The organism is Thiocapsa sp. (assembly GCF_011390875.1).
Taxonomy (GTDB): Bacteria; Pseudomonadota; Gammaproteobacteria; order Chromatiales; family Chromatiaceae; genus Thiocapsa.
The window spans coordinates 13,662-34,170 of record NZ_JAABRP010000008.1 but is presented as its reverse complement, the minus strand read 5'-3'; the positions used below and the strand labels follow the sequence as shown (position 1 = coordinate 34,170).

18 protein-coding genes are annotated in these 20,509 nt (G+C 64.2%); 16 read left to right on the top strand and 2 right to left on the bottom strand.

Going from position 1 to position 20,509, the window contains the following annotated elements; all coding sequences use genetic code 11:
* Positions 1–205 precede the first annotated feature (205 nt).
* The 16 genes from GPT33_RS01115 to gspD all read left to right on the top strand — a co-directional run bounded on the left by GPT33_RS01115 (position 206) and on the right by gspD (position 17,950).
* A complete protein-coding gene (locus GPT33_RS01115) occupies positions 206–1,645 on the top strand; it encodes a peptidoglycan DD-metalloendopeptidase family protein (protein ID WP_296805056.1) in 1,440 nt (479 codons plus the stop codon).
* 102 nt (positions 1,646–1,747) lie between these two features.
* Positions 1,748–3,100, top strand: a complete 1,353-nt coding sequence (locus tag GPT33_RS01110) for a S41 family peptidase (protein ID WP_296805054.1) — start codon at positions 1,748–1,750, stop codon at positions 3,098–3,100.
* A gap of 56 nt (positions 3,101–3,156) precedes the next feature.
* A complete protein-coding gene (locus tag GPT33_RS01105; protein WP_296805053.1) occupies positions 3,157–3,711 on the top strand; it encodes a DJ-1 family glyoxalase III in 555 nt (184 codons plus the stop codon).
* 53 nt (positions 3,712–3,764) lie between these two features.
* On the top strand, positions 3,765–4,811 hold the full coding sequence (locus GPT33_RS01100) for a glycosyltransferase family 4 protein (RefSeq protein ID WP_296805050.1): 1,047 nt from the start codon (positions 3,765–3,767) through the stop codon (positions 4,809–4,811).
* On the top strand, positions 4,808–6,718 hold the full coding sequence (locus GPT33_RS01095) for a nucleoside-diphosphate sugar epimerase/dehydratase (protein WP_296805048.1): 1,911 nt from the start codon (positions 4,808–4,810) through the stop codon (positions 6,716–6,718). Before GPT33_RS01100 ends, GPT33_RS01095 begins: the two co-directional genes overlap by 4 nt.
* The gene (gene gspE / locus GPT33_RS01090; RefSeq protein ID WP_296805046.1) at positions 6,711–8,585 is read left to right on the top strand and encodes a type II secretion system ATPase GspE; all 1,875 of its coding nucleotides are present in this window, start codon (positions 6,711–6,713) and stop codon (positions 8,583–8,585) included. The genes GPT33_RS01095 and gspE overlap by 8 nt, the downstream gene beginning before the upstream one ends.
* A 207-nt stretch (positions 8,586–8,792) precedes the next feature.
* Complete coding sequence (locus GPT33_RS01085) at positions 8,793–10,001, top strand: type II secretion system F family protein (protein WP_296805044.1); 1,209 nt, start codon at positions 8,793–8,795, stop codon at positions 9,999–10,001.
* Between the two features lie 101 nt (positions 10,002–10,102).
* Entirely contained in the window at positions 10,103–10,555 is a 453-nt protein-coding gene (gene gspG / locus GPT33_RS01080; RefSeq protein WP_296805042.1) for a type II secretion system major pseudopilin GspG, read from the top strand.
* A 34-nt stretch (positions 10,556–10,589) separates the two neighbouring features.
* Positions 10,590–11,060 carry a GspH/FimT family pseudopilin gene (locus tag GPT33_RS01075; protein ID WP_296805040.1) on the top strand — a complete coding sequence of 157 codons (471 nt, stop codon included), beginning with the start codon at positions 10,590–10,592 and terminating at the stop codon, positions 11,058–11,060.
* Positions 11,057–11,467, top strand: coding sequence for a prepilin-type N-terminal cleavage/methylation domain-containing protein (locus GPT33_RS01070; protein ID WP_296805038.1), 411 nt, complete (start codon positions 11,057–11,059; stop codon positions 11,465–11,467). Before GPT33_RS01075 ends, GPT33_RS01070 begins: the two co-directional genes overlap by 4 nt.
* Before the next feature lie 216 nt (positions 11,468–11,683).
* Entirely contained in the window at positions 11,684–12,370 is a 687-nt protein-coding gene (locus GPT33_RS01065; RefSeq protein WP_296805036.1) for a prepilin-type N-terminal cleavage/methylation domain-containing protein, read from the top strand.
* The gene (locus GPT33_RS01060; protein WP_296805034.1) at positions 12,367–13,302 is read left to right on the top strand and encodes a type II secretion system protein GspK; all 936 of its coding nucleotides are present in this window, start codon (positions 12,367–12,369) and stop codon (positions 13,300–13,302) included. The genes GPT33_RS01065 and GPT33_RS01060 overlap by 4 nt, the downstream gene beginning before the upstream one ends.
* A gap of 106 nt (positions 13,303–13,408) precedes the next feature.
* Entirely contained in the window at positions 13,409–14,506 is a 1,098-nt protein-coding gene (locus tag GPT33_RS01055; protein ID WP_296805032.1) for a PilN domain-containing protein, read from the top strand.
* Positions 14,503–15,120, top strand: a complete 618-nt coding sequence (gene gspM, locus GPT33_RS01050; protein WP_296805030.1) for a type II secretion system protein GspM — start codon at positions 14,503–14,505, stop codon at positions 15,118–15,120. The genes GPT33_RS01055 and gspM overlap by 4 nt, the downstream gene beginning before the upstream one ends.
* Positions 15,117–15,692 carry a hypothetical protein gene (locus GPT33_RS01045; protein ID WP_296805028.1) on the top strand — a complete coding sequence of 192 codons (576 nt, stop codon included), beginning with the start codon at positions 15,117–15,119 and terminating at the stop codon, positions 15,690–15,692. The genes gspM and GPT33_RS01045 overlap by 4 nt, the downstream gene beginning before the upstream one ends.
* Positions 15,689–17,950, top strand: a complete 2,262-nt coding sequence (gene gspD / locus GPT33_RS01040; protein WP_296805026.1) for a type II secretion system secretin GspD — start codon at positions 15,689–15,691, stop codon at positions 17,948–17,950. Before GPT33_RS01045 ends, gspD begins: the two co-directional genes overlap by 4 nt.
* Before the next feature lie 31 nt (positions 17,951–17,981).
* Here gspD and GPT33_RS01035 read toward each other — a convergent pair whose 3' ends face one another.
* Together GPT33_RS01035 and GPT33_RS01030 are read right to left on the bottom strand one after the other, a co-directional pair.
* The gene (locus tag GPT33_RS01035) at positions 17,982–19,037 is read right to left on the bottom strand and encodes a PilT/PilU family type 4a pilus ATPase (RefSeq protein ID WP_296805024.1); all 1,056 of its coding nucleotides are present in this window, start codon (positions 19,035–19,037) and stop codon (positions 17,982–17,984) included.
* A 138-nt stretch (positions 19,038–19,175) separates the two neighbouring features.
* Positions 19,176–20,414, bottom strand: a complete 1,239-nt coding sequence (locus GPT33_RS01030; RefSeq protein WP_296805022.1) for a PilT/PilU family type 4a pilus ATPase — start codon at positions 20,412–20,414, stop codon at positions 19,176–19,178.
* Between the last annotated feature and the right edge of the window lie 95 nt (positions 20,415–20,509).

The window sequence follows — 20,509 nt, the reverse complement described above, 5'->3', positions numbered from 1 at the left end:
TTATTAACAATATAATAAACTCTTTCCGGCGGAGTGCGAAGCGGATGTAGGCCGCTGCCGTCCGCGTCCGCCTGAAGGCGCCGGTCACGGTCTCGAAAGCCGCGCATCTGCAGGCGTTGCTCGCCGGTTGCCTCCTCGCCTTCCGATCCGGCCTCGGACATAATCAAGTGACCCATTCGTACCAGATTCCCTCACTGCCGTGCCCATGACCGTCGCAACAGGACATCCCGAGCGGCTTCCCCGCCAGCTGAAGGATGACGGTCATCACCGAGTGCTCGATCGCATCGGACGTCGCCTGGCGTGCCTGACCCTGGCATGCGGGCTGATCACGACACCGACGGCTGCGGTGGAGACGGCGTCTGCGTCCGACGAGACCTTGGGGACGCGCGCGAAGGACCTTCAGGAGATTCAGCGGCAGGTCGAGTCGGTCGGTCGGGAGCTCATCGAGCAGCACGCGGACCGCCGAGCCTTGATCGCGGAGCTCGAGGTGCGGGAGCGCGAAGTGGCCGAGGCGGCTGTCGGCGGCAGAGAGTTAGCGCGCGCCGTTGCCGAGCAAACCCGCGTCGCGGAGGCGTTGCGGGTGCGTCATCTCGAAGAGCACGCCGCGCTCGAGCAGGAGCTTGCGCTCTGGGCAGACCTGGTTCGCACCGCTTACGTCATGGGTCGGGCCGACCGCTTGCGTCTTCTTTTGAATCAGGAAGATACTGCGCAGGCGAGTCGCATTCTTTCCTATTTCGCGTATTTGAACCGAGAACAGCTCCGTCGAATCACGGCCATCCAAACGCGCGTGGAGCGACTCGTCCGCTTAGCCCATGATGCCGAGCGCGAGGCGGAACGCCTGATCGAGCTGTCGCGACGCCAGGAAGCGGCGCGGTTGCGCTTGGAGGCCGCGCGTGAGGAACGGGCCGCGGTCCTGAGCCGATTGGAAGCGAGCATCGCCGGCCAAACCGAGAATCTCGAGGTCCTCGAGCGGGATGCCGAGGCGTTGCGTCTCCTGGTGGAGCACCTGCGTCAGCGTGCGCAGATCCGCGCCGAGCTCGACATTCGGCGCGATCCTTTCCCCGAGCGTCGAGGGCGCTTGACATGGCCGCTGCTGCACGGGGAAGTCCTTGCCGAGTTTGGCGCACTCAAACCGGACTCCGAGCTGCGCTGGGACGGCGTGCTCCTGGCTGCCCGACACGGCGAGGAGGTGCGCGCCGTGCATGACGGGCGGGTGATTCACGCCGACTGGATGCGCGGATTCGGATTGCTCATGGTGATCGACCACGGCGAGGGCTACATGTCGATCTACGGACACAACGAGGCGCTTCTGAAGGAGACCGGCGAGTGGGTGGCGACAGGCGAGGTCATTGCATTGAGCGGCGACAGCGGAGGTCGCGCGGAGCCCGTGCTCTACTTCGCCATCCGTCACAACGGCAAGCCGCAGGACCCGTCCGACTGGTGCGGTGCCGCGCAGCGGCGGGAATCCCTCTCGGATGCCGGCTCCGGCGAGGGCCGAGGCGATCTTTACGGGCTGCGGGAACGCGTCGGCGCCGGACCGATCAAACCGCAACGACGACCGCTTTTCGGCGCGCTCTCCTGCTATCCGGGGTCCGGATCGACCTGGGATCCGCCTGACGAAAGCAGCGAAAACATGCGATGCTAGCTCATCGTCCCGCACTCGCGGGTCGGATATGCACGGCCTCGCTCCGCACGGCCCGCCGAACAGCGTGCCGATCCCAACCGACGTGATCCCATGATGCATGCCATGACCCGACGCCTATCATTCGCCTCGACCTTGATCCTCGGAATTTGTCTCGTCTGGCCGGGCGCGCGTGGCGATCGCGCCTTTGCCGAGTCGGTCGAGAACCCGGATATTCCCGTAACCACGCCGACGCCGGCCGAGACCGAAAACGAAAACGCACTTCCGCTTCGCGACCTTCGAACGTTTGCAGAGGTCTTCGGACGCATCAAGGAGGAGTACGTCGAGGGCGTGCCGGACAAGTCCCTGCTGGAAGGCGCGATCCGCGGCATGCTCGCGGGGCTCGACCCGCACTCGGCTTATCTCGACAACGAAGAGTTCCAAGAGCTGCAGGTCGGTACCCGCGGAGAGTTCGGCGGTCTCGGGATCGAGGTCGGAATGGAAGACGGCTTCGTGAAGGTGATCGCGCCGATCGACGACACGCCGGCACAGCGCGCGGGCCTTCAGACCGGCGATACGATCGTGCGCATCGACCAGAAGCCGGTAAAGGGGATGAGTCTGAACGATGCGGTGACCTTGATGCGGGGCGAGCCCGGCACGAGCATCGAGCTCACCATCATGCGTACCGGCGACGAGCCTCCGTTCGACGTCACGCTCGAGCGTGCCGTCATTCAGGTTGCCAGCGTGCGCAGCCGTACCTTGGAGCCCGGCTTCGGTTACATCCGCGTCTCGCACTTTCAATCGCGCACGACCGAGGACGTCCTTGCCGCGGTAGACACGCTCAAGACGGCCAACAACGGCACTCTGAAGGGACTCGTGCTCGATCTGCGCAACAACCCGGGTGGTGTGCTCAACAGCGCGGTCGGGGTGAGCGACGCCTTCCTGACCGGTGGCCTGATTGTCTACACCGAGGGTCGGCAGGAGGACAGCAAGCTCCAGTTCCAGGCCGGACCCGACGATATCCTGTCCGGTGCTCCGATCGTCGTTCTGGTCAACGGCGGCAGCGCCTCGGCTTCCGAGATCGTCGCCGGTGCCCTGCAGGACCATAAACGTGCCATCGTCATGGGCAATCAGACCTTCGGCAAAGGCTCCGTGCAGACCATCGTGCCGATCGACGACACCACTGCGCTCAAGCTCACGACCGCGCGCTACTTCACACCCTCCGGGCGTTCGATCCAGGCCCAAGGCATCACCCCGGACATCGAGCTCGAGCGCGGCGAGTTCAAACCCTTGGCAGCTGACGGCGTGGACGATCTGAAGGAGTCCGATCTGGTGCGTCATCTCGAGGACGAGGCCCCGAAATCCGCATCCGAGGGCGAGGCCGAGAAGGGGTCACTTGTCGCCGAGGACTTCCAACTGGCGGAAGCTCTCAATGTGCTGAGAGCGTTGAATATTTTTGGACGACTAGGCACTCCCTAGTGCGTGAGTTCGAGTGACGTCCGCCGAGGCGTTCTCTGTCAACATCGGAGTCGATCATGCCAAGCGTACTCGTCCCCCTCGCTCAGGGATGCGAAGAGCTCGAGGCCGTCACGATCATCGACCTGCTGCGCCGTGCCGCAATCGATGTCGTGACGGCCGGGCTCGACAATCGGCCGGTGACCGCGAGCCGCGGCACCCTGTTGATTGCGGACACCAGGCTCGACGACGTAATCGGGCGAACCTTCGATATGATCGTCCTGCCGGGCGGACTCCCCGGAGCCGACCATCTTGCGGCCGATCCGCGCATCATCGCATTGCTGCGCAGTCAGCATGCAGCGGGGCGCTACATCGCAGCGATTTGCGCCGCCCCGAAGGTCCTTGCCGGTGCGGGGTTGCTCGACGGGCGATCGGCGACCGCCTACCCGGGCTCGGTCGATCCCGCGGCCTTTCCGAGGGTTGACTTTACCGACGCGGCGATCGTTGTCGACTCGACCATCGTGACCTCGCGCGGCCCCGGCACGGCAATGGACTTCGCTCTGCAATTGATCGAGCTTCTGCTCGGGCGCGAATCGCGCGACCAGGTCGAGCGCGGATTGGCTCGAACACTCTGACGGGAGACCGAAGCCGCCGGCCCGGATCACGGTGAGCCCAGGACACAAGGATCATGCCCCTCGACATGCCGCTTTCGGCTGCTGCAGCCCTCGCCTCGTTCTTGTTGAGCGTGTCGGCAACCCGGTGGTTGGTCTCGCACGGCGCGGCCGGGCGCGGACCGCTGGATTATCCCAACGCGCGCTCGCTGCACAGCACGCCGGTGCCGCGCAGCGGCGGTCTGGCCGTCCTGCTCGGCGTGGGCGCGCCGCTCGTGGTCTTGGTCGCATTGGGGATCTTCGCCCCTGAGTTGGGCTGGATCGCTGCGGCCGTGCTCCCGGTCGCAGGGATCGCCTTCCTCGACGACCTAGGCGAGGTCTCGCGGCGTCTGAGGCTTCTCGCCCAGATCGGTGCGGCCTTCCTGTTGATCGGCGGCGGGCTGCGCTGGGCCCTGCTGGATTTACCGGGATGGGTCCTGGTCTTTCCGGGGTGGGTTGCCCTCGTGCTGACCCTCGTCTATGTCGTCTGGCTCATCAATCTCTACAACTTCATGGACGGGATGGACGGCTTTGCCGCAGGGATGGCGCTGTTCGGATTCTCCGCGTTGGCGGTCCTGGGCTGGTCCGGCGGGGCAACGCTCTTCGCGCTGGCGTCGGCCTGCGTTGCCGCCGCGAGCGCCGGGTTCTTGACGGGTAATTTTCCACCCGCACGCATCTTTCTCGGCGACGCGGGTTCGTCGAGTCTCGGGTTGTTCGTGGCCGCCTTCTCCCTGTGGGGCGCCCATCTCGGACTCTTTCCGCTTTGGAGCGCCTGGCTCGCCTTCTCGCCATTCATCCTGGATGCGACCTGGACCCTACTGGCCCGTCTGGCGCGGCGCGAGCGCATCTGGGAGCCGCATCGCCAACATCACTACCAGCGATTGGTTCTGGCCGGATGGAGTCATCGTCGAACCCTGCTGCACGCCTATCCGATCATGGCCGCCGCGGCCGCTTGCGCGGTGGCCTCTCCACGTCTCCCGCCGCATGAGCAGTGGCTCTTGATCGGGGCTTGGGCGATGATCTATGCCTTGATCCATTTGAAGGTACGACTGGTCGAGCGCATCGCCTCGGCGGAGCCGTCATGAATCCCCTGCTCGACCGTCTACGCTCGCGAACCGCCGCCTTCTCGCACGATCTCATCATGATCCCGGTGGCGTGGATCGCCGCCTATTGGCTGCGGTTCAATCTCGGCCGGATCCCGCCGGAATTCGTCGACAGCGCGCTCAACTCGTTGCCCTGGGTCCTCGTCATTCAAGGCACCGTCTTCTGGCTGTTCGGGCTCTATCGCGGGGTGTGGCGTTTCGCGTCGCTCCCCGATCTGGTGCGCATCGTGAAGGCCGCAGTCGCGGGAACGGTTCTGGTGGTGGTCGCACTCTTCATTCTGAACCGCACCGAGCTGATCCCCCGGTCCGTACCCGTGCTCTTCCTGGGGCTACAGGTGCTCCTGTTGGCCGGTCCGCGCCTTCTCTATCGCTGGATGAAGGACCACCGGCTCAATCTGAGCTCGGGTCAGCGCGTCCTGATCGTAGGCGCCGGGCGCGCCGGCGAGATGCTGGTGCGCGACATGCTCCGCGATGCGAGCCGCGCCTATTTCCCGGCGGGCTTCGTCGACGACAAGCCGCGTCGACAGGGCAGCGAGGTCCACGGTGTCCCGGTGCTCGGGCGGACCGAGGCGCTCCCCGAGATCGTCGTGCGCGAGGATATCGATCTGCTGATGTTGGCCGTTCCCAGCGCGACCGCCAAGGAGATGCGCCGCTTGGTGGAGTTGTGCGAAGGCACCGGGCGGCCGTTTCGGACGGTGCCGGAGCTGCGTAATCTCATGACCGGACAGGTCAGCATCAGTCAGTTGCGGCCTGTCTCGATCGAGGATTTGCTCGGTCGCGATCCCGTCAGTCTGGACTGGGAGGGGATCCGCGCAGGACTCTCCGCACGCGCGGTTCTGGTAACGGGCGCCGGCGGCTCCATCGGCTCCGAGCTCGTGCGCCAGATCGCGGCTGCCGTTCCGTCTCGATTGATCCTGATCGACAACGGCGAGTACAACCTCTACCGCATCGAGATGGAGCTTCTCGAACGCTATCCGAACCTGTGCTTCACGCGTCACCTGGTGGACGTCGCGGACGCTGCGGGTCTGGATGCGGTCTTTGCCGCGGAGCGCCCGCAGATCATCTTCCATGCCGCGGCCTACAAACACGTCCCGATGCTCGAGGATCAGCTCCGTGCAGCGGTTCGCAACAACGTGACCGGGACACGTCTTGTTTCGGAGGCCGCGGCGCGCTGGGGATGCGAGCGCTTCGTCTTGATCTCGACCGACAAGGCCGTGCACCCCGCCAACGTCATGGGCGCCACCAAACGCGTCGCCGAGGCGATCTGTCAGACCTTGGATCAGGAATCCGTGTGTCGCTACATCACCGTGCGATTCGGCAATGTTCTCGGATCCGCGGGCAGCGTGGTGCCGCTGTTCAGCCGGCAAATCGAGCACGGCGGACCGGTCACGGTGACCCATCCGGATATCGAGCGGTTCTTCATGACCATCCCCGAGGCGTGCCAGCTGATCATGCAGGCCGCCGTGATCGGCGACGGCGGCGAGATCTTCGTGCTGGACATGGGCGAGCCGGTCAAGATCCGGTATCTTGCCGAGCAGATGATCCGACTCTCCGGACGCGAGCCCGGCGAGGATATTTCCATCCACTACATCGGATTGCGCCCCGGGGAGAAGCTCTACGAGGAGCTTTTCTACGACTCCGAGGATCTTGTCGCGACGCGTCATCCGAAGATTCGCGTGGCCCGGGGAAGCGGCGGACTGATCACGGCCGCGCCCGGCGAGAACGTTGCAGCACTGGAGCAGGCCGCAGCCGTCGACGATCGCGCCGCAATGGCGAACATCTTGCGGGCGATGCTGCCGGAATGGCACCCTGAACCGCACGGCCAGACCGTGTCGACCGAGACCGTATCGACCGAGGCCGTCCAAGACCGGAGGAATGCCGATGCATGACGACGCCGTCCTCGAAGAGGCACCGAGCATCAGCGCGACGCGCGATGACTTCGACGAGATGTCTTCCGGGTCGCAAACGCTCGCCGCCCTCCCCGATTCCTCGGTTGCGCCCGATGCGGTGGATCCCGACGCGGCCGGCGCTTCGGTAGCCCGGCACACCCCGCATCCGGAGCCACCGCCGGAAGGGCGGGTCGTCGCACACCTGCACGCGTCCGGGAAGCTCTCGCCCGGAGATCTCGCGCGGGCGAGGCGTCTCGCCGACGAGGCGGGCGACCCCCTCTTGCCGATGCTTGTTCGCTTGGGACTCATCTCCGAGCGCGACATGGCGCAGGCCATGTCCGACGTGCTCGAGCTTCCCCTGACCGACGCGAGCACCTTCCCGTCCGAGCCGTTGCGCGAGGATCTCTTCAGTCTGCGGTTTCTGAAGGACGCCAAGGTTCTCCCCTTGTCCGAGGATCAAGACAGCATCCGAGTCGCTTTCGCCCATCCGATCGATCGGTTCGCCGTCGAGGCCATGCAGATGGCGGCGGGCAAACCCGTGAAGGCACTCGTGGGGTTGCCGAGCGAGATCGAGCTGGCCCTCGAGCGCCTTTACGAGAAGGTCGAAGAGGCGCCGGAAAGTGCCGAGGGGGCGCTCGGCGATTTCGACGAAGAGGATATCGAGCACCTCAAGGACCTCGCCAGCGAGGCCCCGGTCATCCGGATGGTCAACCAGCTGATTCAAAAAGCACTCGAATCACGCGCATCGGATATCCACATCGAACCCTTCGCCGACCAGCTGAAGGTGCGTTACCGGGTCGACGGCATCCTCAAGGAGGTCGACGCACCGCCCGTGCGCTCGACGGCTGCGGTCATCTCGCGCGTGAAGATCATGGCCAAGCTCAATATCGCCGAGCGGCGTTTACCCCAAGACGGTCGCATCCCCATCCGAATCCAGGGCCGGGAGCTGGACCTGCGTGTCTCAACCGTCCCGACCATGTTCGGCGAGAGCGTGGTCATGCGTTTGCTCGACAAAGAGAGCGTGCGCTTTGATCTGGACGCCCTCGGTTTCGACGGCTCGCCGCGCGAGCGCCTCAGGCTCATCCTCGAAAAACCCTACGGTATCCTGCTCGTGACGGGGCCGACAGGCTCGGGCAAGAGTACGACCCTCTACACGGCGCTCAGCCGGATGAACACCGAGGAGCGCAAGATCATCACGGTCGAGGATCCGGTGGAGTACCAATTGGCCGGCATCAACCAGATCCAAGTGAAAAGCGCGATCGGCATGACCTTCGCCAGCGCCTTGCGGGCCATCGTGCGCCAGGATCCAGACGTCATCATGGTCGGCGAGATGCGCGACCTCGAGACCGCCCGGATCGCCGTCCAGTCGGCCCTCACCGGGCATGTCGTGCTCTCGACCCTGCACACCAACGACGCGGCCAGCGGCGTCACCCGACTGCTTGAAATGGGTGTCGAGGACTATCTGCTCACCTCCACGATCAACGGCATCCTCGCCCAGCGCCTGGTACGCAAGCTCTGCCCGCACTGTCGGGAGTCCTATCCGGCGATCCCGGAGCTGGCGGTGCGTTTCGCCGCCATCGGCGCGGCACCCGAGGATGTCGAGCTGCACCGCGCGATCGGTTGCGACGCCTGCAACGGGACCGGTTATCGCGGCCGTTTGGTCATCACCGAGGTTCTGCTGATGACGGACCAGATCCGCAAGGCCGTTCTGAATCATGCGACCGCGACCGAGATTCGCCGGATTGCGGTAGCCGAGGGGATGGAGACCATGTACCTCGACGGCCTGCGCAAGGCGCTCGACGGTCGCACGACGATCGAGGAGGTGCTGCGTGTCGCCGAGGCAGGCGAAGAGCCCAGCGTCGACTGAGTCGCGTCCCGAGCGACCAATCAGGCTGTTTCCCGAAGCAGCGTGAGGTCGAACCCAATTGCTCCGAGCTGGAAGCGGCTTCGGGTAACTAGAACCGCTTTTCATTTTTTGAACCGCGTCTCCTGCGACGTCGATTGAGTTGCTCGACGCCGATCCAAAGCGAATCCGGTGCATATCGCCCGCGACGCGGTTCAACCGAGGACTGAAGTGCCGAAATATTTCTACAAAGCGGTCAAGCTCGACGGAGAGGCTGTCGAGGGTGAGCAGGAGGCGGTCGACGAGGCCGCGCTGGTGCGCCAGCTCCAGTCCGAAGGGCTGATCCCGATCGAGACCCGTTCCTCGGCGGGCCTGCGCGCCCGCTTCGTGCGAACGCGACGTCGGCGCATCACCCAAAAGGAAATCGGTATTCTGACACGCGAGCTGGCGACCCTCCTCGAGGCCGGGATGACCCTGGACCGATCGCTCCAGATCCTGGTGGAGCTCACCGAAGAGGATCACCTGATCCAGGTGCTGTCGGATCTGCAGGAGCGGGTGCGCGGCGGTGCGACCTTCTCCAGCGCGCTCGACCTGCAGGACGGCCAGTTCCCCCGGCTCTACGTCAATATGGTGCGTGCGGGCGAGGCCAGCGGCGCATTGGACCAGGTGCTCAATCGGCTCGCCGATTATCTCGAACGACTGGCCGAGTTGCGCCAGACGATCACCTCCGCGCTGGTCTACCCCTCTATCCTCTTGGTGGTCGCCGCCTTGTCGGTCATCATGCTGCTGGTCTTCGTCGTACCCCAGTTCACGGTGCTCTTCGACGACATGGGCGAGGCCCTGCCGCTGCCGACCCGGATCGTGGTCGCGACCGGCGATCTCTTCCGCAACTATTGGTGGGCCATGCTGGTCGGCATCGCCGTGATCGCGGTGGTGTTGGAGCGTTGGTTTCAGGACCCGGTCGTCCGTGATCGGTTCGACCACAAGGTGCTGGGCGTGCCGCTGTTCGGGGATCTCATCTGGAAGATGGAGACGGCCCGACTCTGCCATACCTTGGCCACCCTTCTGAAGAACGGCCTACCCCTGCTCAGTGCGCTGACGCTTGCCAAGGAGGTCGTCTCCAACCGCAAGCTCTCGGGTCTGCTCAACGAGGCCGGCGACGACCTCAAGCACGGCCGAGGTCTTGCCGGACCCTTGGCGCGTCTCGAGGTCTTGCCCGATCTGGCGCTGCAGATGATCCGTGTCGGGGAGGAGTCCGGTAGCCTGGACGCGATGCTCGCGAAGGTGGCGAGCATCTACGATCGGGAGACTCGCAACAGTGTCCAGAGTATGTTGACGTTGCTTGAGCCGATTCTCATCATCGGGCTCGGCGTCGTCGTCGCGGGCATCATCATCTCGATCCTGATGGCCATTCTCGGTGCCAACGAGCTGGTGTTCTGACCCGCTCGGCCATCGGCCCTGCGCGCGTGCCGATCGCCTTGGCCCTGCACGATCCGCCCCCTACAATGACCACAAACATTCAAAGTCATCCGAGCCTACCTATGCACCTGAATCAATCCCTGAATCAACCCCTGAATTCATCAAGGCGTCTTCGCGGTTTCACGCTCGTCGAGCTGCTCGTGGTCCTCGCGATCCTCGGTCTGTTGGCGGGGCTCGTCGGTCCCCAGGTCATGAGCTTCCTCGGCTCATCCAAGAGCAAGACGGCCAAGCTCCAGATCGAAAACCTTGCCGCGACTCTGGATATGTACCGCTTGGAGGTCGGGCGCTATCCGACCCAGTCCGAGGGTCTGCAGGCCCTCGTGGAGCGCCCCGCCAACATCCAGAGCTGGAACGGTCCGTATCTGAGAAAGGGCGACGTTCCGAAAGACCCTTGGGGCTTCGACTATCAGTACCGTTTCCCGGGGGAGAACGGAGCCTTCGACATCTGGACGCTCGGCGCGGACAACCGCGAGGGCGGCGAAGGCGAGAACGCGGACCTCCGCAGTTGGGATTGATCTCGGCACCACATCGGCGCTCGGCGAAGACGCGGTGAAGAGCCCTTCGGCCCGGCGCTGGCGCCGCGGCGGCTTTACCCTCGTGGAGCTGCTCGTGGTCCTGGCGATCGCCGCTCTGGCCATGTCGGCCGTGCCGCCGCTGTTCTCGGCGGCGATGCCGGGCGTGGAGATGAAGGCCGCCGCGCGCAGAACGGTCAGCAGCCTTCGCCTTGCGCGCGAGCTTGCCATTCGTCAGGGGACCGAGGTCGCCTTGGTGGTGGACGTGGAGCAACACCGTCTCGAGCTTCAGGGACACCGCAGCTTGACGCTTCCGAAACGTCTGGATGTCACGCTCGAGGCCGCCGATCGCGAGATGCTCGACGAACAGCGCGGGGCGATCCGGTTCTTTCCCGACGGGAGCTCCACCGGGGGCCGCATCATCCTGGCGAGCGACGAATCCGGCTACCAGATCGGAGTCGTCTGGTTGACGGGGCGCATCCGCATGGCGCCTTGGAGTGCACGTTGAAGATCCTGCGACATCAAAGAAGAAGGCCTCAGTCCGGCTTTTCGCTTCTCGAAGTCTTGGTCGCCTTCGCCATCCTCTCCGTGTCGCTCGGGGTGCTGATGCAGATCTTTTCGCAAGCCTCGCGGGCCACCCTGGTGTCGTCCCAATACAGCCGTGCCGCGTCACTGGCCGAGTCCAAGCTCAATGCAGTGGGCACCGCGATCCCCTTGGAGGAAGGCGCCATTTCGGGCGATCCCGAGGGCGGCATTGCGTGGGAGATGACGATCCTCCCGGTCACACTCGGCGAGGAGTTCGGCGCAGAGCCACCGGCCACGCCCTACCGTGTCAACGCCACCGCACTGTGGCAGGACGGGAGCCAGGTCCGCAGCCTAACGCTTTCGACCTTGCGCCTCGGGGAGCGGTTCTGAACCGCGCCCGCCATGCCATGGAGCGTTTTCAATCGTGATCGGCCTGGTATGAGTCAACGATCGTCGCAGCAGACGCGGTTCAGGAGTATGCGTCCGAGTGATTTTGGACGTGTCGGCACCGGTCGCACCGGTGTCCCGGAAAAGACGAGCCCCTGTCGGATCGCTGTCTTCGCCGCGGCTTGGTCGAGCACCCCTGCAACGAGAGTCCGGCGTCGGTTGTGCAACGCCAGGGGCTTTACCCTGATCGAGCTGCTCATCGCTCTGGCGATCGTGAGTCTTATCACGCTCATGCTCTTCTCGGGCTTGAGCCTAGGCTCGCGAGCTTGGGAGGGGGTGGATGCGACCTCCGAGCGGGTCTCCGAGGTCCGGGTTGCGCGCGATTTCTTGATGTCGACCCTGAGTCAGGCGCGGGCGACGACCTTGACGCTCGACGCCGAGATGATCAGCGTCTTCGGTGGCGACAGCGAGCGTTTGGAGTTCGTCGCACCGCTCTCCGCGCAGGTCGGCGTGCCCGGGCTCTACATCCTGCGTCTCGGGCTTGTCCCGATCGGTCAGGACGTGAGTCTGGTCCTGACGCGCTGGCTGGTTCATCCGGAGGTGCTTGAGGGAACCGACGAGATCCCGACCTGGGAGCCGTTGGATGCCGACTCGGGCTTCGCGCTGGACTCGACCCCGCTCGACATGGACGCCGCGGCCGGGGCTTTCGGCCGCACCCTGCTCCTGGACCGTGTCGCCGAGTTTCAGATCGCGTATTTCGGAACCGCCGATGGGGAGATCGAACCCGATTGGCATGAGGAGTGGATCGGACAATCGACGATGCCGACTCTATTGCAGATCCGAATGGCCACGCCCGTGCAATCCTGGCCGGACCTGCTGGTCAGCCTACCGGTGCGCCTCTTTTGAGCGGGTTGCGCCCGATCGCCCGGCATCAGCGGGGCATCGCCTTGGTCCTGGTGCTCTGGGTGCTGACCCTGCTCACCGTCATGGCCGTCGGCCTGACTGCGGCGCAGCGCACCGAGACGGCGCTGAGCGACAATCACGTCTCGGGCGCACGCTTTCGGGCCGCCGCCGATGCCGCCATCGCCTTTACGGTCCTGGTCTTTGCGATGCCTCCACCCGATGCGACCGATCCGGACGTGTCCGTGTGGTTGCCCAACGGGGTGGCCGTGCCTTGGCGGTTCGGCGGGGTCGATCTGGCGATCCGGGTCTTCAACGAGGGGTCGCGAATCGATCTGAACCAGGCGCCGCCGGAGCTGCTCTCGGCACTCCTCGTGACGCTCGGCATGGAGGAGGATCCGGCGACGTCGCTCGCTGCAGCGATCGTCGATTGGCGCGACGAGGACGATCTGTCGCTCCTGAACGGTGCGGAGGATCGCGACTACCAAGATGTCGGCCTCACCCTCGGGGCAAAGGACGCGCCCTTCGTGGCCGTCGAGGAGTTGATGCAGGTTCTCGGGATGACCCCCGAAATCTACTCGCGCTTGGCCGCCGAGGTCAGTGTCGATGTCGATGGCGCCGGATTCGACGAACGTTTCGCCTCCGCGGCGGCCATCGCCGCGACCCAGGGTATTCCGTTTGAAGACGCACAGCTTCGCGTAGTGCAGCGCGATTCGCCTCTGTTCGAGGACAGCAGCGGGCCCCGGGTCGTCGATCGAGCAGGCCCCCTCTACCGGATCGATGTCGCGGAGACCGGTCCCGGCGGTGGCGGGCGACGCATGGAAGCGCTGATCGAGGCAACCCCCGGACAGCAGCCGCCTTATCAGGTGCGCTGGCGTCGTTTTGGCCTGCACGGTGCGCCGTCGCCGGCGATCGACCGCGAAGCCGACGCCGGTTGACTGGCGTCTCGGCGACGGGTGGACGTACACTCAAGGGGTCGGCTGGTCGCGAGCGCAGGCGTGCGGCATCCGACACGGATCGACAAACCCATTCCGGCTGGCACTCATGTCCCTCAGTGATCGACTCAAACTCCTCGGGCAGCTCCCGAGCGGCCCCGCGGCAGGTCTCGACGATGTCTACCGCATCGTCAGGCGCTCGCTCGGGGTCTGTCTGCCGATACCGGTTCGGCGTTTTCTCGCGCGCCGCGACCGCCGTTTGATCATCGAGCCCGAGGCATCGACCGCGCATCTTTTCCTGATGACGGGCGAGGAGCGTGAGCCGGTCGGTGAGCTCGGGCTCGATACGGCGATTCCTCTCCCCGAGATCGCACGATCCGGACCCGAACGCTCCCCGACGCGCGTCTTGATGATGCCGCCCGAGGACATCCTGACCCGCAGCGTTTCGCTGCCGTCCCAGGTCCGGGCGAATCTTCCTCAGGTGATTCGCTTCGAGCTCGATCGCCTCTCGCCGTTCCAAGCAGGCGACGTCCTCTACGATTTCCTCGCCAAACCCGGCCCGAAAGGTGCCCCGCGCCTCAGGGTCGAGCTGGCCTTGTGCCGCCGCGATCTTGCGGCGGCTTGGGTCAAGCGCATGCGCGATGCCGGGGCACCGATCGATCGGATTGCCTGGGAAGGGGCTTGGCCGTCGGCCAACCTTTTGCCGCCGGCGGAGCGCCCGAAGCGCCGTCTCGACCTCTTCAGTGTCGACAAACTGCTCTGGGCCGCGATAGCGGTGCTGATCGCCGTTGTCCTGATTGGACCGCTGTGGCAGCAGAAACGGATTGCCGACGCCCTCGACGTCGAGGTTCGCCAGGCACGGGTTGAAGCGGTCGCGGTCGACGACCTGCGCCAGGAGCTCGAGCGGGCCCGACTCGGGAGTACCGCGGTCCTTCAACAGAAACGCGATGAGCCCAACATCCTTGTCTTGCTGCGCGAGCTGAGCGACCGTATCCCGGACGACACCTGGATTCAGACCCTCGACTACAACAACGGGCAGGTCGAGCTGCGGGGCGAATCCGGACAAGCGACCGCTTTGATCGCGCTGCTCGAGCAGGCACCCGGCATCGACGACGTGTCGTTTCGCTCGCCCGTGACGCAGGTCCCGCAGACCGGTAAGGAGCGATTTAATGTTTCACTGCAGTTCACGCGTGCGAGCGAAGAATGAAGGCCCAATCGCGTCCGGTTATCGTCTGCGTTCTGACTTGGGTCCTGCTTGTGTCGTTTCCCCTTCTGGTGATCGGTGGCTTGGCGATCGCATGGACCAGCGAGCTCGGTGCGCTTTCAACCCGGATTGTCGATAGCGAAGATCAACTCGTGCGTTACCGGCGCCTCATACAAACCCTACCCGAGCTGCGTGCAGAGCTTGAACGCGTCCGCGCCAACGAGAGCTTCAAGGCGTTTTATTTCGATGCACCGACGGCGGCCTTGGCGGGTGCCGAGCTTCAGCGTCAAGTGCAGGACATCGTCACCGCGGCGAGCGGTCGCCTGATCAGCACCCAAATCTTGCCCGGACCGCCCGAGGAGAGTCCGCCTCGGGTGCGTGTACGCACGCAAATCCAAGGTTCGACCGAGACCCTTCTCGATGTCCTCTACGACATCGAGCAAGCCCGTCCATTTCTGTTCGTCGATCAGGTCTCGGTGCGCTCTTCCGCGCGTCCTCAGCAGCCGGTGTCCGCCCCGAGAGGCCGCATGATTCGCCGCCCGCCTGTTAATCCGGCCGGTGAGTTGACGGTGAGGCTCGATATCTTCGGCTTCACCCTGGGAGGTGACACTCAATGAAGTGGCTCCCCGGATTCGTGCTGCTTGCACTGGGGTCGATGCTCTTTTTTCAGTGGAAGGATTGGCCGCCCGGCCCGTCGCCCGCGGGCCTCGATGCGGACTCTCCGGCGGCACCGAATACACTCGTCGGGAGCGAGACGGACGCCGCAACGCAGTTGCCGCCCCCGGATCCAAAAGATGCCTACACGAGCGTGACCGACCGCCCACTCTTTCGTCCCGAGCGTCGACCCGAAGAGGATGTCGATCCGGACGCGCAAGCCACCGCCGAGCCGGATGTCGCCACATCGCTCGAGGGCATGAATCTGAGTGCAGTCATCATCACCCCGACACTGGTCTCGGCCTGGATTCAGGATCCGAACGAGCCGAGACTCAGGCGTCTGCGCATCGGCGATGATCTGGAGGGATGGTCCGTCCAGACCATCCTTCCGGATCGCGTCCTGCTGGAGCGACAAGGCGAGCAGGATGCGCTAATATTGCGCGATTATGGAAAAACACCCAGTCCGGCTGCCCCGATGCCGGTCCCGCGGCGCCCGCCCCGGGTGCTTCAACCCGCGGATCCCCCGGACCAATGATCTCCAGGAAATCTGATTTCATCGGCCTGCCGGGCCGAGAAGACTCGACCAACGCCTCGATGGATTCAAAGCCCCATCGCCGCAGAGGCCGGCCGTTGGCCGCCAAGCTGCAACGACTCTCGGTCCTTTTGATCCTTGCCGTCATGTCATCGGCATGTGAGCGTGCCTACTGGGATCCGACCGTGCGGGTCGACGATATGGGGGAAGACGGAACCCGTGCGCTGCAGGGCGGAACACGCGGTATTACGTCCGGGGCGGGATCCGACGCAACCTCCATCGCTCTGGCAGGAGACGACGAACCCGGTCCGGCCGTCGAGTCACTCCAGCGCGGAACCGGAACCTTCGTTCGCGAGATTTCGCCGCCCAGCGTCGACACCACCCCGGGCGACGTCACCCTGAACTTCGACGGGACGGATATCCGTGAGGTCGTCAAGGTCATCCTCGGCGACCTTCTGCAGGTGAACTATGTCCTGCATCCCGCGGTGCAGGGCGTCACGTCGCTGCAGACCGGGCGCCCGCTGCGTCGCGACCATCTGATCCCGACCCTCGAAACACTGCTGCGGATGAACAACGCCGCCATCGTCTACTCGGGCGGCACCTACGAGGTGGTCCCGCTGGCGAATGCCGTTCAGGGTCGTGTCGTTCCCCAGCTCGGCGAGTCGGGTCGGGCCCTCCCGGAGGGCTACAGCGTCCAGGTTGTGCCCCTGCAATACATCGGTGCGGAGGAGATGAGCAACATCCTCCAGCCTTTGGCGCCGGAGGGGAGCGTGATTCGCGTCGACAACCTCCGCAATCTGGTGGTCATTGCCGGCACGAGTCCCGACATGGGCAATCTGCTCGATACCATCCGCGTCTTCGACGTGGATTGGATGGCGGGGCTATCGGTCGGTTTCTTCGCCCTTGAGTACGCCAAGGCCAACGAGGTGGTGACCCAGCTTCAGACCCTGTTGGGCGAAGAAGGCAGCAACCCGCTTAAGGGTGTATTCAGGTTCGTCCCGGTCGAGAGCGCCAACGCGGTGCTCGTGGTGTCTCCGCAAGCCAGTTATCTGCAGCAGGCAAGTAATTGGATCGAACGCCTCGACATGGCCGAGGCGACCGGCGATGCCGCCGAGCGACTCTTCGTCTATCGCGTGCGACACGGCGACGCCGAGAATTTGGCCGACACACTCTCGCAGCTCTTCGGCGGGGAGGCATCGCAACGCACCTCCTCCGTCGGCGGCGTTGCGCCCGGATTGGGTGGCTCCTCGATCGGCTCGACCGGCGACAGCGACCGTACCGGCGGCACGGACGGCGGAGGCGTCGGTGGACAATCGGCACCGCGTCGCAGCTCATCCCGCGAGATCGAGCTCTCCTCGCCCGTGAGTATCGTTGCCGACGCGACCAACAACTCCCTGATGGTCAGGTCCAGCCCGAGAGACTACAAGAAGATCCTCGACGCTCTCAAACAGTTGGATATCTTGCCGCTGCAAGTCCTCGTCGAGGCCACCATCGTGGAGATCAGCCTGGAGGGCAATCTGAAGTACGGGGTCCAATGGAACCTCTTCGGACTCGCGACCAAGGACCAGCGCAGCCAGTTCACCTTGGGCTCCGGCGACTCTCTCGCCAACAGCGTCGGCCTGAGCTTCCCGGGCTTCAACTGGGCCGTCATCAGTCGGCCCGACACCATTCGCGCGACCTTGAGCGCCTTGGCCCAGGACAACCTCGTCAATGTCCTGTCGTCCCCGTCCGTGATGGTCCTGGACAATCAGACGGCGAAGATCCAGGTCGGTAAAGAGGTCCCGATCGCAACCAGCCAGCAGCAGGGTCTCACCAATACGGATCGCGTGGTCAATACCATCGAGTATCGTCCCACCGGCGTCATGCTGTCGGTCAAGCCGCGGGTCACCCCGGGCGGTTTGGTGCAGATGGAGATCGAGCAGGAAGTGAGCACGGTCGACGCGGTCGGCAGCGGCGGCTCGGCGCTCGACTCACCGACATTCTCCACGCGCAACATCACCAGCTCGGTGGCGGTACGCTCGAACCAAGCCGTCGTTCTCGGCGGCCTGATTCAAAACGAGCGAAGCGACGGCAATCAAGGCGTCCCGGGACTCTACAACCTCCCGTTCGCCGGACCGCTCTTCGGGCAGCGCTCCAAGGTCTCTCGAAGGACTGAGCTCGTCGTGGTCTTGACGCCGAAGGTGGTCGCGAGCGACCAAGACGCCGAGACGGTCACCCGCGATTTCCGCAACAAGGTCCGTGGTCTTCAGATGAAGTTCTGATCGGATCCGTTCGCGTTCGGGAGTACCGTCATCATCCGAAGTTGATCTTGGCCTCGAGGTTCGGGGCCGAGTCCGCGTTGGCGAGCGCCTCTTCCAGCGAGATCGCTCCCTTGTGATAAAGCTTCAACAGCGCCTCGTCGAAGGTGACCGTACCTTCCTCGCCGTGCCCCTGCATGGCCTCCTCGATCGCTTCGATGTGCCCGTCGCGAATGAGATCGGCGATGTGCGGAGTGTTGACCAAGATCTCGATAGCCGCACAGCGTGCACCGGTGGTGGTTCGGACCAAGCGTTGGGACACGATGGCGCGCATGTAGGAGGAGAGATCGGAGAAGAGCGTTTTGTGCATCTCCTGCGGGAACATGTTGACGATCCGCTCCATCGCCTGATACGCATTGTTGGCGTGCAGTGTGGAGATGGCCAAATGACCCGTTCCGGCGAGCTCGATCGCCGCTTCCATGGTTTCGCGGGTCCGGATCTCGCCGATCAGGATGACATCCGGCGCCTCGCGCAGGGCGCTTTTCAGCGCCCTGGCGTAGTCCTTGGTATCCAGACCGAGCTCGCGTTGGCTGACAATGCATTGTTGGTGAGGATGCACGAACTCGATCGGATCTTCGATGGTGATGATGTGACCCGGCGCCGTACGATTGCGATGGCCGATCATCGCTGCGAGCGTCGTCGATTTCCCGGAACCCGTTGCGCCGACCATCAGGATGATCCCTCGCTTGTGCATGACCAAGCGGCTGAGCACGGCGGGTAGATCCAACTCCTCCAGCGTCGGGATGCTGCTGCGGATGTAGCGCAGGACCATCGCGCGGTGCCCGCGCTGATGGTAGGCGTTGACCCGAAAGCGTCCTCGATCCTCCAAGGCGACGGCGAAGTCGAGCTCAAGCGATTCGGCGAGCTCCCGCTCCTGATCCGCGTCGATGAGGGAGGCAATCGCCTCCCGACAGAAGGTCGGCGTTAATGGGGTCTCGCCGATCGACCGGATCACCCCTTCGATCTTGATCTTGGCCGGTGCTCCGGGCACGAAAAAGAGATCCGACGCCTTGTGTCGAATCATCATCTCGAGATAGGGATTGATGTCCATCGGTTTATCTTTCCGTCCGTCGGCGTTGCTCGACCGATCCCGCAAACGCTGTCTCTCGCGTCAAGGGCCAAGCCGCCCGGATCTTGGCTGAACCGCGGAGTTGACCGAGAGCACCGCAAGGCCGAGCAGCATTCACCTCTACGATTTGCGCCCGCTGTCCGGGTTCGCCAAGCCGTCGACCATCGTGGAGGTCGTCAGGGTCTCGGTGAAGAGCGTCGAGTCGAACGAATCGCTATCGCCATCCCCGAGGATGCTCAGACCGTCGGTCTCGGCAAAGGGATCCCTGCCCTGGGCTTCGTGGCCCTCCAACTTGATCGCCAAGCGCAGCTCGTTCATTGAATCGGCGCTGCGCAGTGCATCCTCGTAGCTGATCTTACCCGCTTCGTAGAGATCGAAGAGCGACATGTCGAAGGTCTGCATCCCCTGCTCGCGCGAGCGCTTCATGATCGCCTTGATGGACCCGACATCACCCTTGAAGATGAGATCCTGGATCAAGGGCGAATTGATCAAGACCTCGACTGCGGCGATGCGCCCACCGTCTGTGCAGGGCAGTAGACGTTGCGAGACGATCGCTTTGAGATTCAGAGACAGGTCCATCAGCAACTGGGCACGCCGCTCCTCGGGAAACAGATTGATGATGCGGTCGAGCGCCTGGTTGGCGTTGTTGGCATGGAGCGTCGACAGGCAGAGATGGCCGGTCTCGGAGAAATTGATGGCATGCTCCATGGTCTCTCGACTGCGGATCTCGCCGATCAAGATGACGTCCGGTGCCTGGCGCAGCGTATTCATCAGCGCGATTTCCCAACTCTCGGTATCGACACCGACCTCGCGCTGGGTGATCAGACAATGGCGGTGCGGATGAACGTATTCGACCGGGTCCTCGATCGTGATGATATGGCCGTAACTGTGTTCGTTGCGATGCCCCAACATGGCCGCAAGCGACGTCGATTTCCCGGAACCCGTGCCGCCGACGACCAACACCAAGCCGCGCTCGCCCATCACGATGTCCTTCAACACCGGGGGAAGCGCGAGCCCGTCGAGCTCCGGGATGTTCGCATTGATGGTGCGCAGGACTGCGCCGCAGTGACCTTGTTGAATAAAGGCGTTGACGCGAAACCGACCGATCGACTGCGGACTGATCGCGAAATTGCACTCCTTGGAGGCGTCGAAATCGCGAATCTGCCGGTCGTTCATGATGGAGCGCACCAGCACATTGGTCTGGGCGGAGGTCAAGGCTTGCTCGCTGATGGGCGTCATGCGCCCGTCGATCTTACAGGCCGGCGGAAAACCCGCGGAGATGAAGAGGTCGGAGCCCTTCTTGGCCATCATCTTGCGCAGGCAATCGAGCATGAAATGGGCGGCTTGCTGACGATCCATCTCTAATCCGGACCTCTCGACTCGATGCGACCTTCGTGACCCGATGCAAAGTGCCTCGAACGAAAGCCCTCAGCGATGCTTCTTTGCGTCGACCT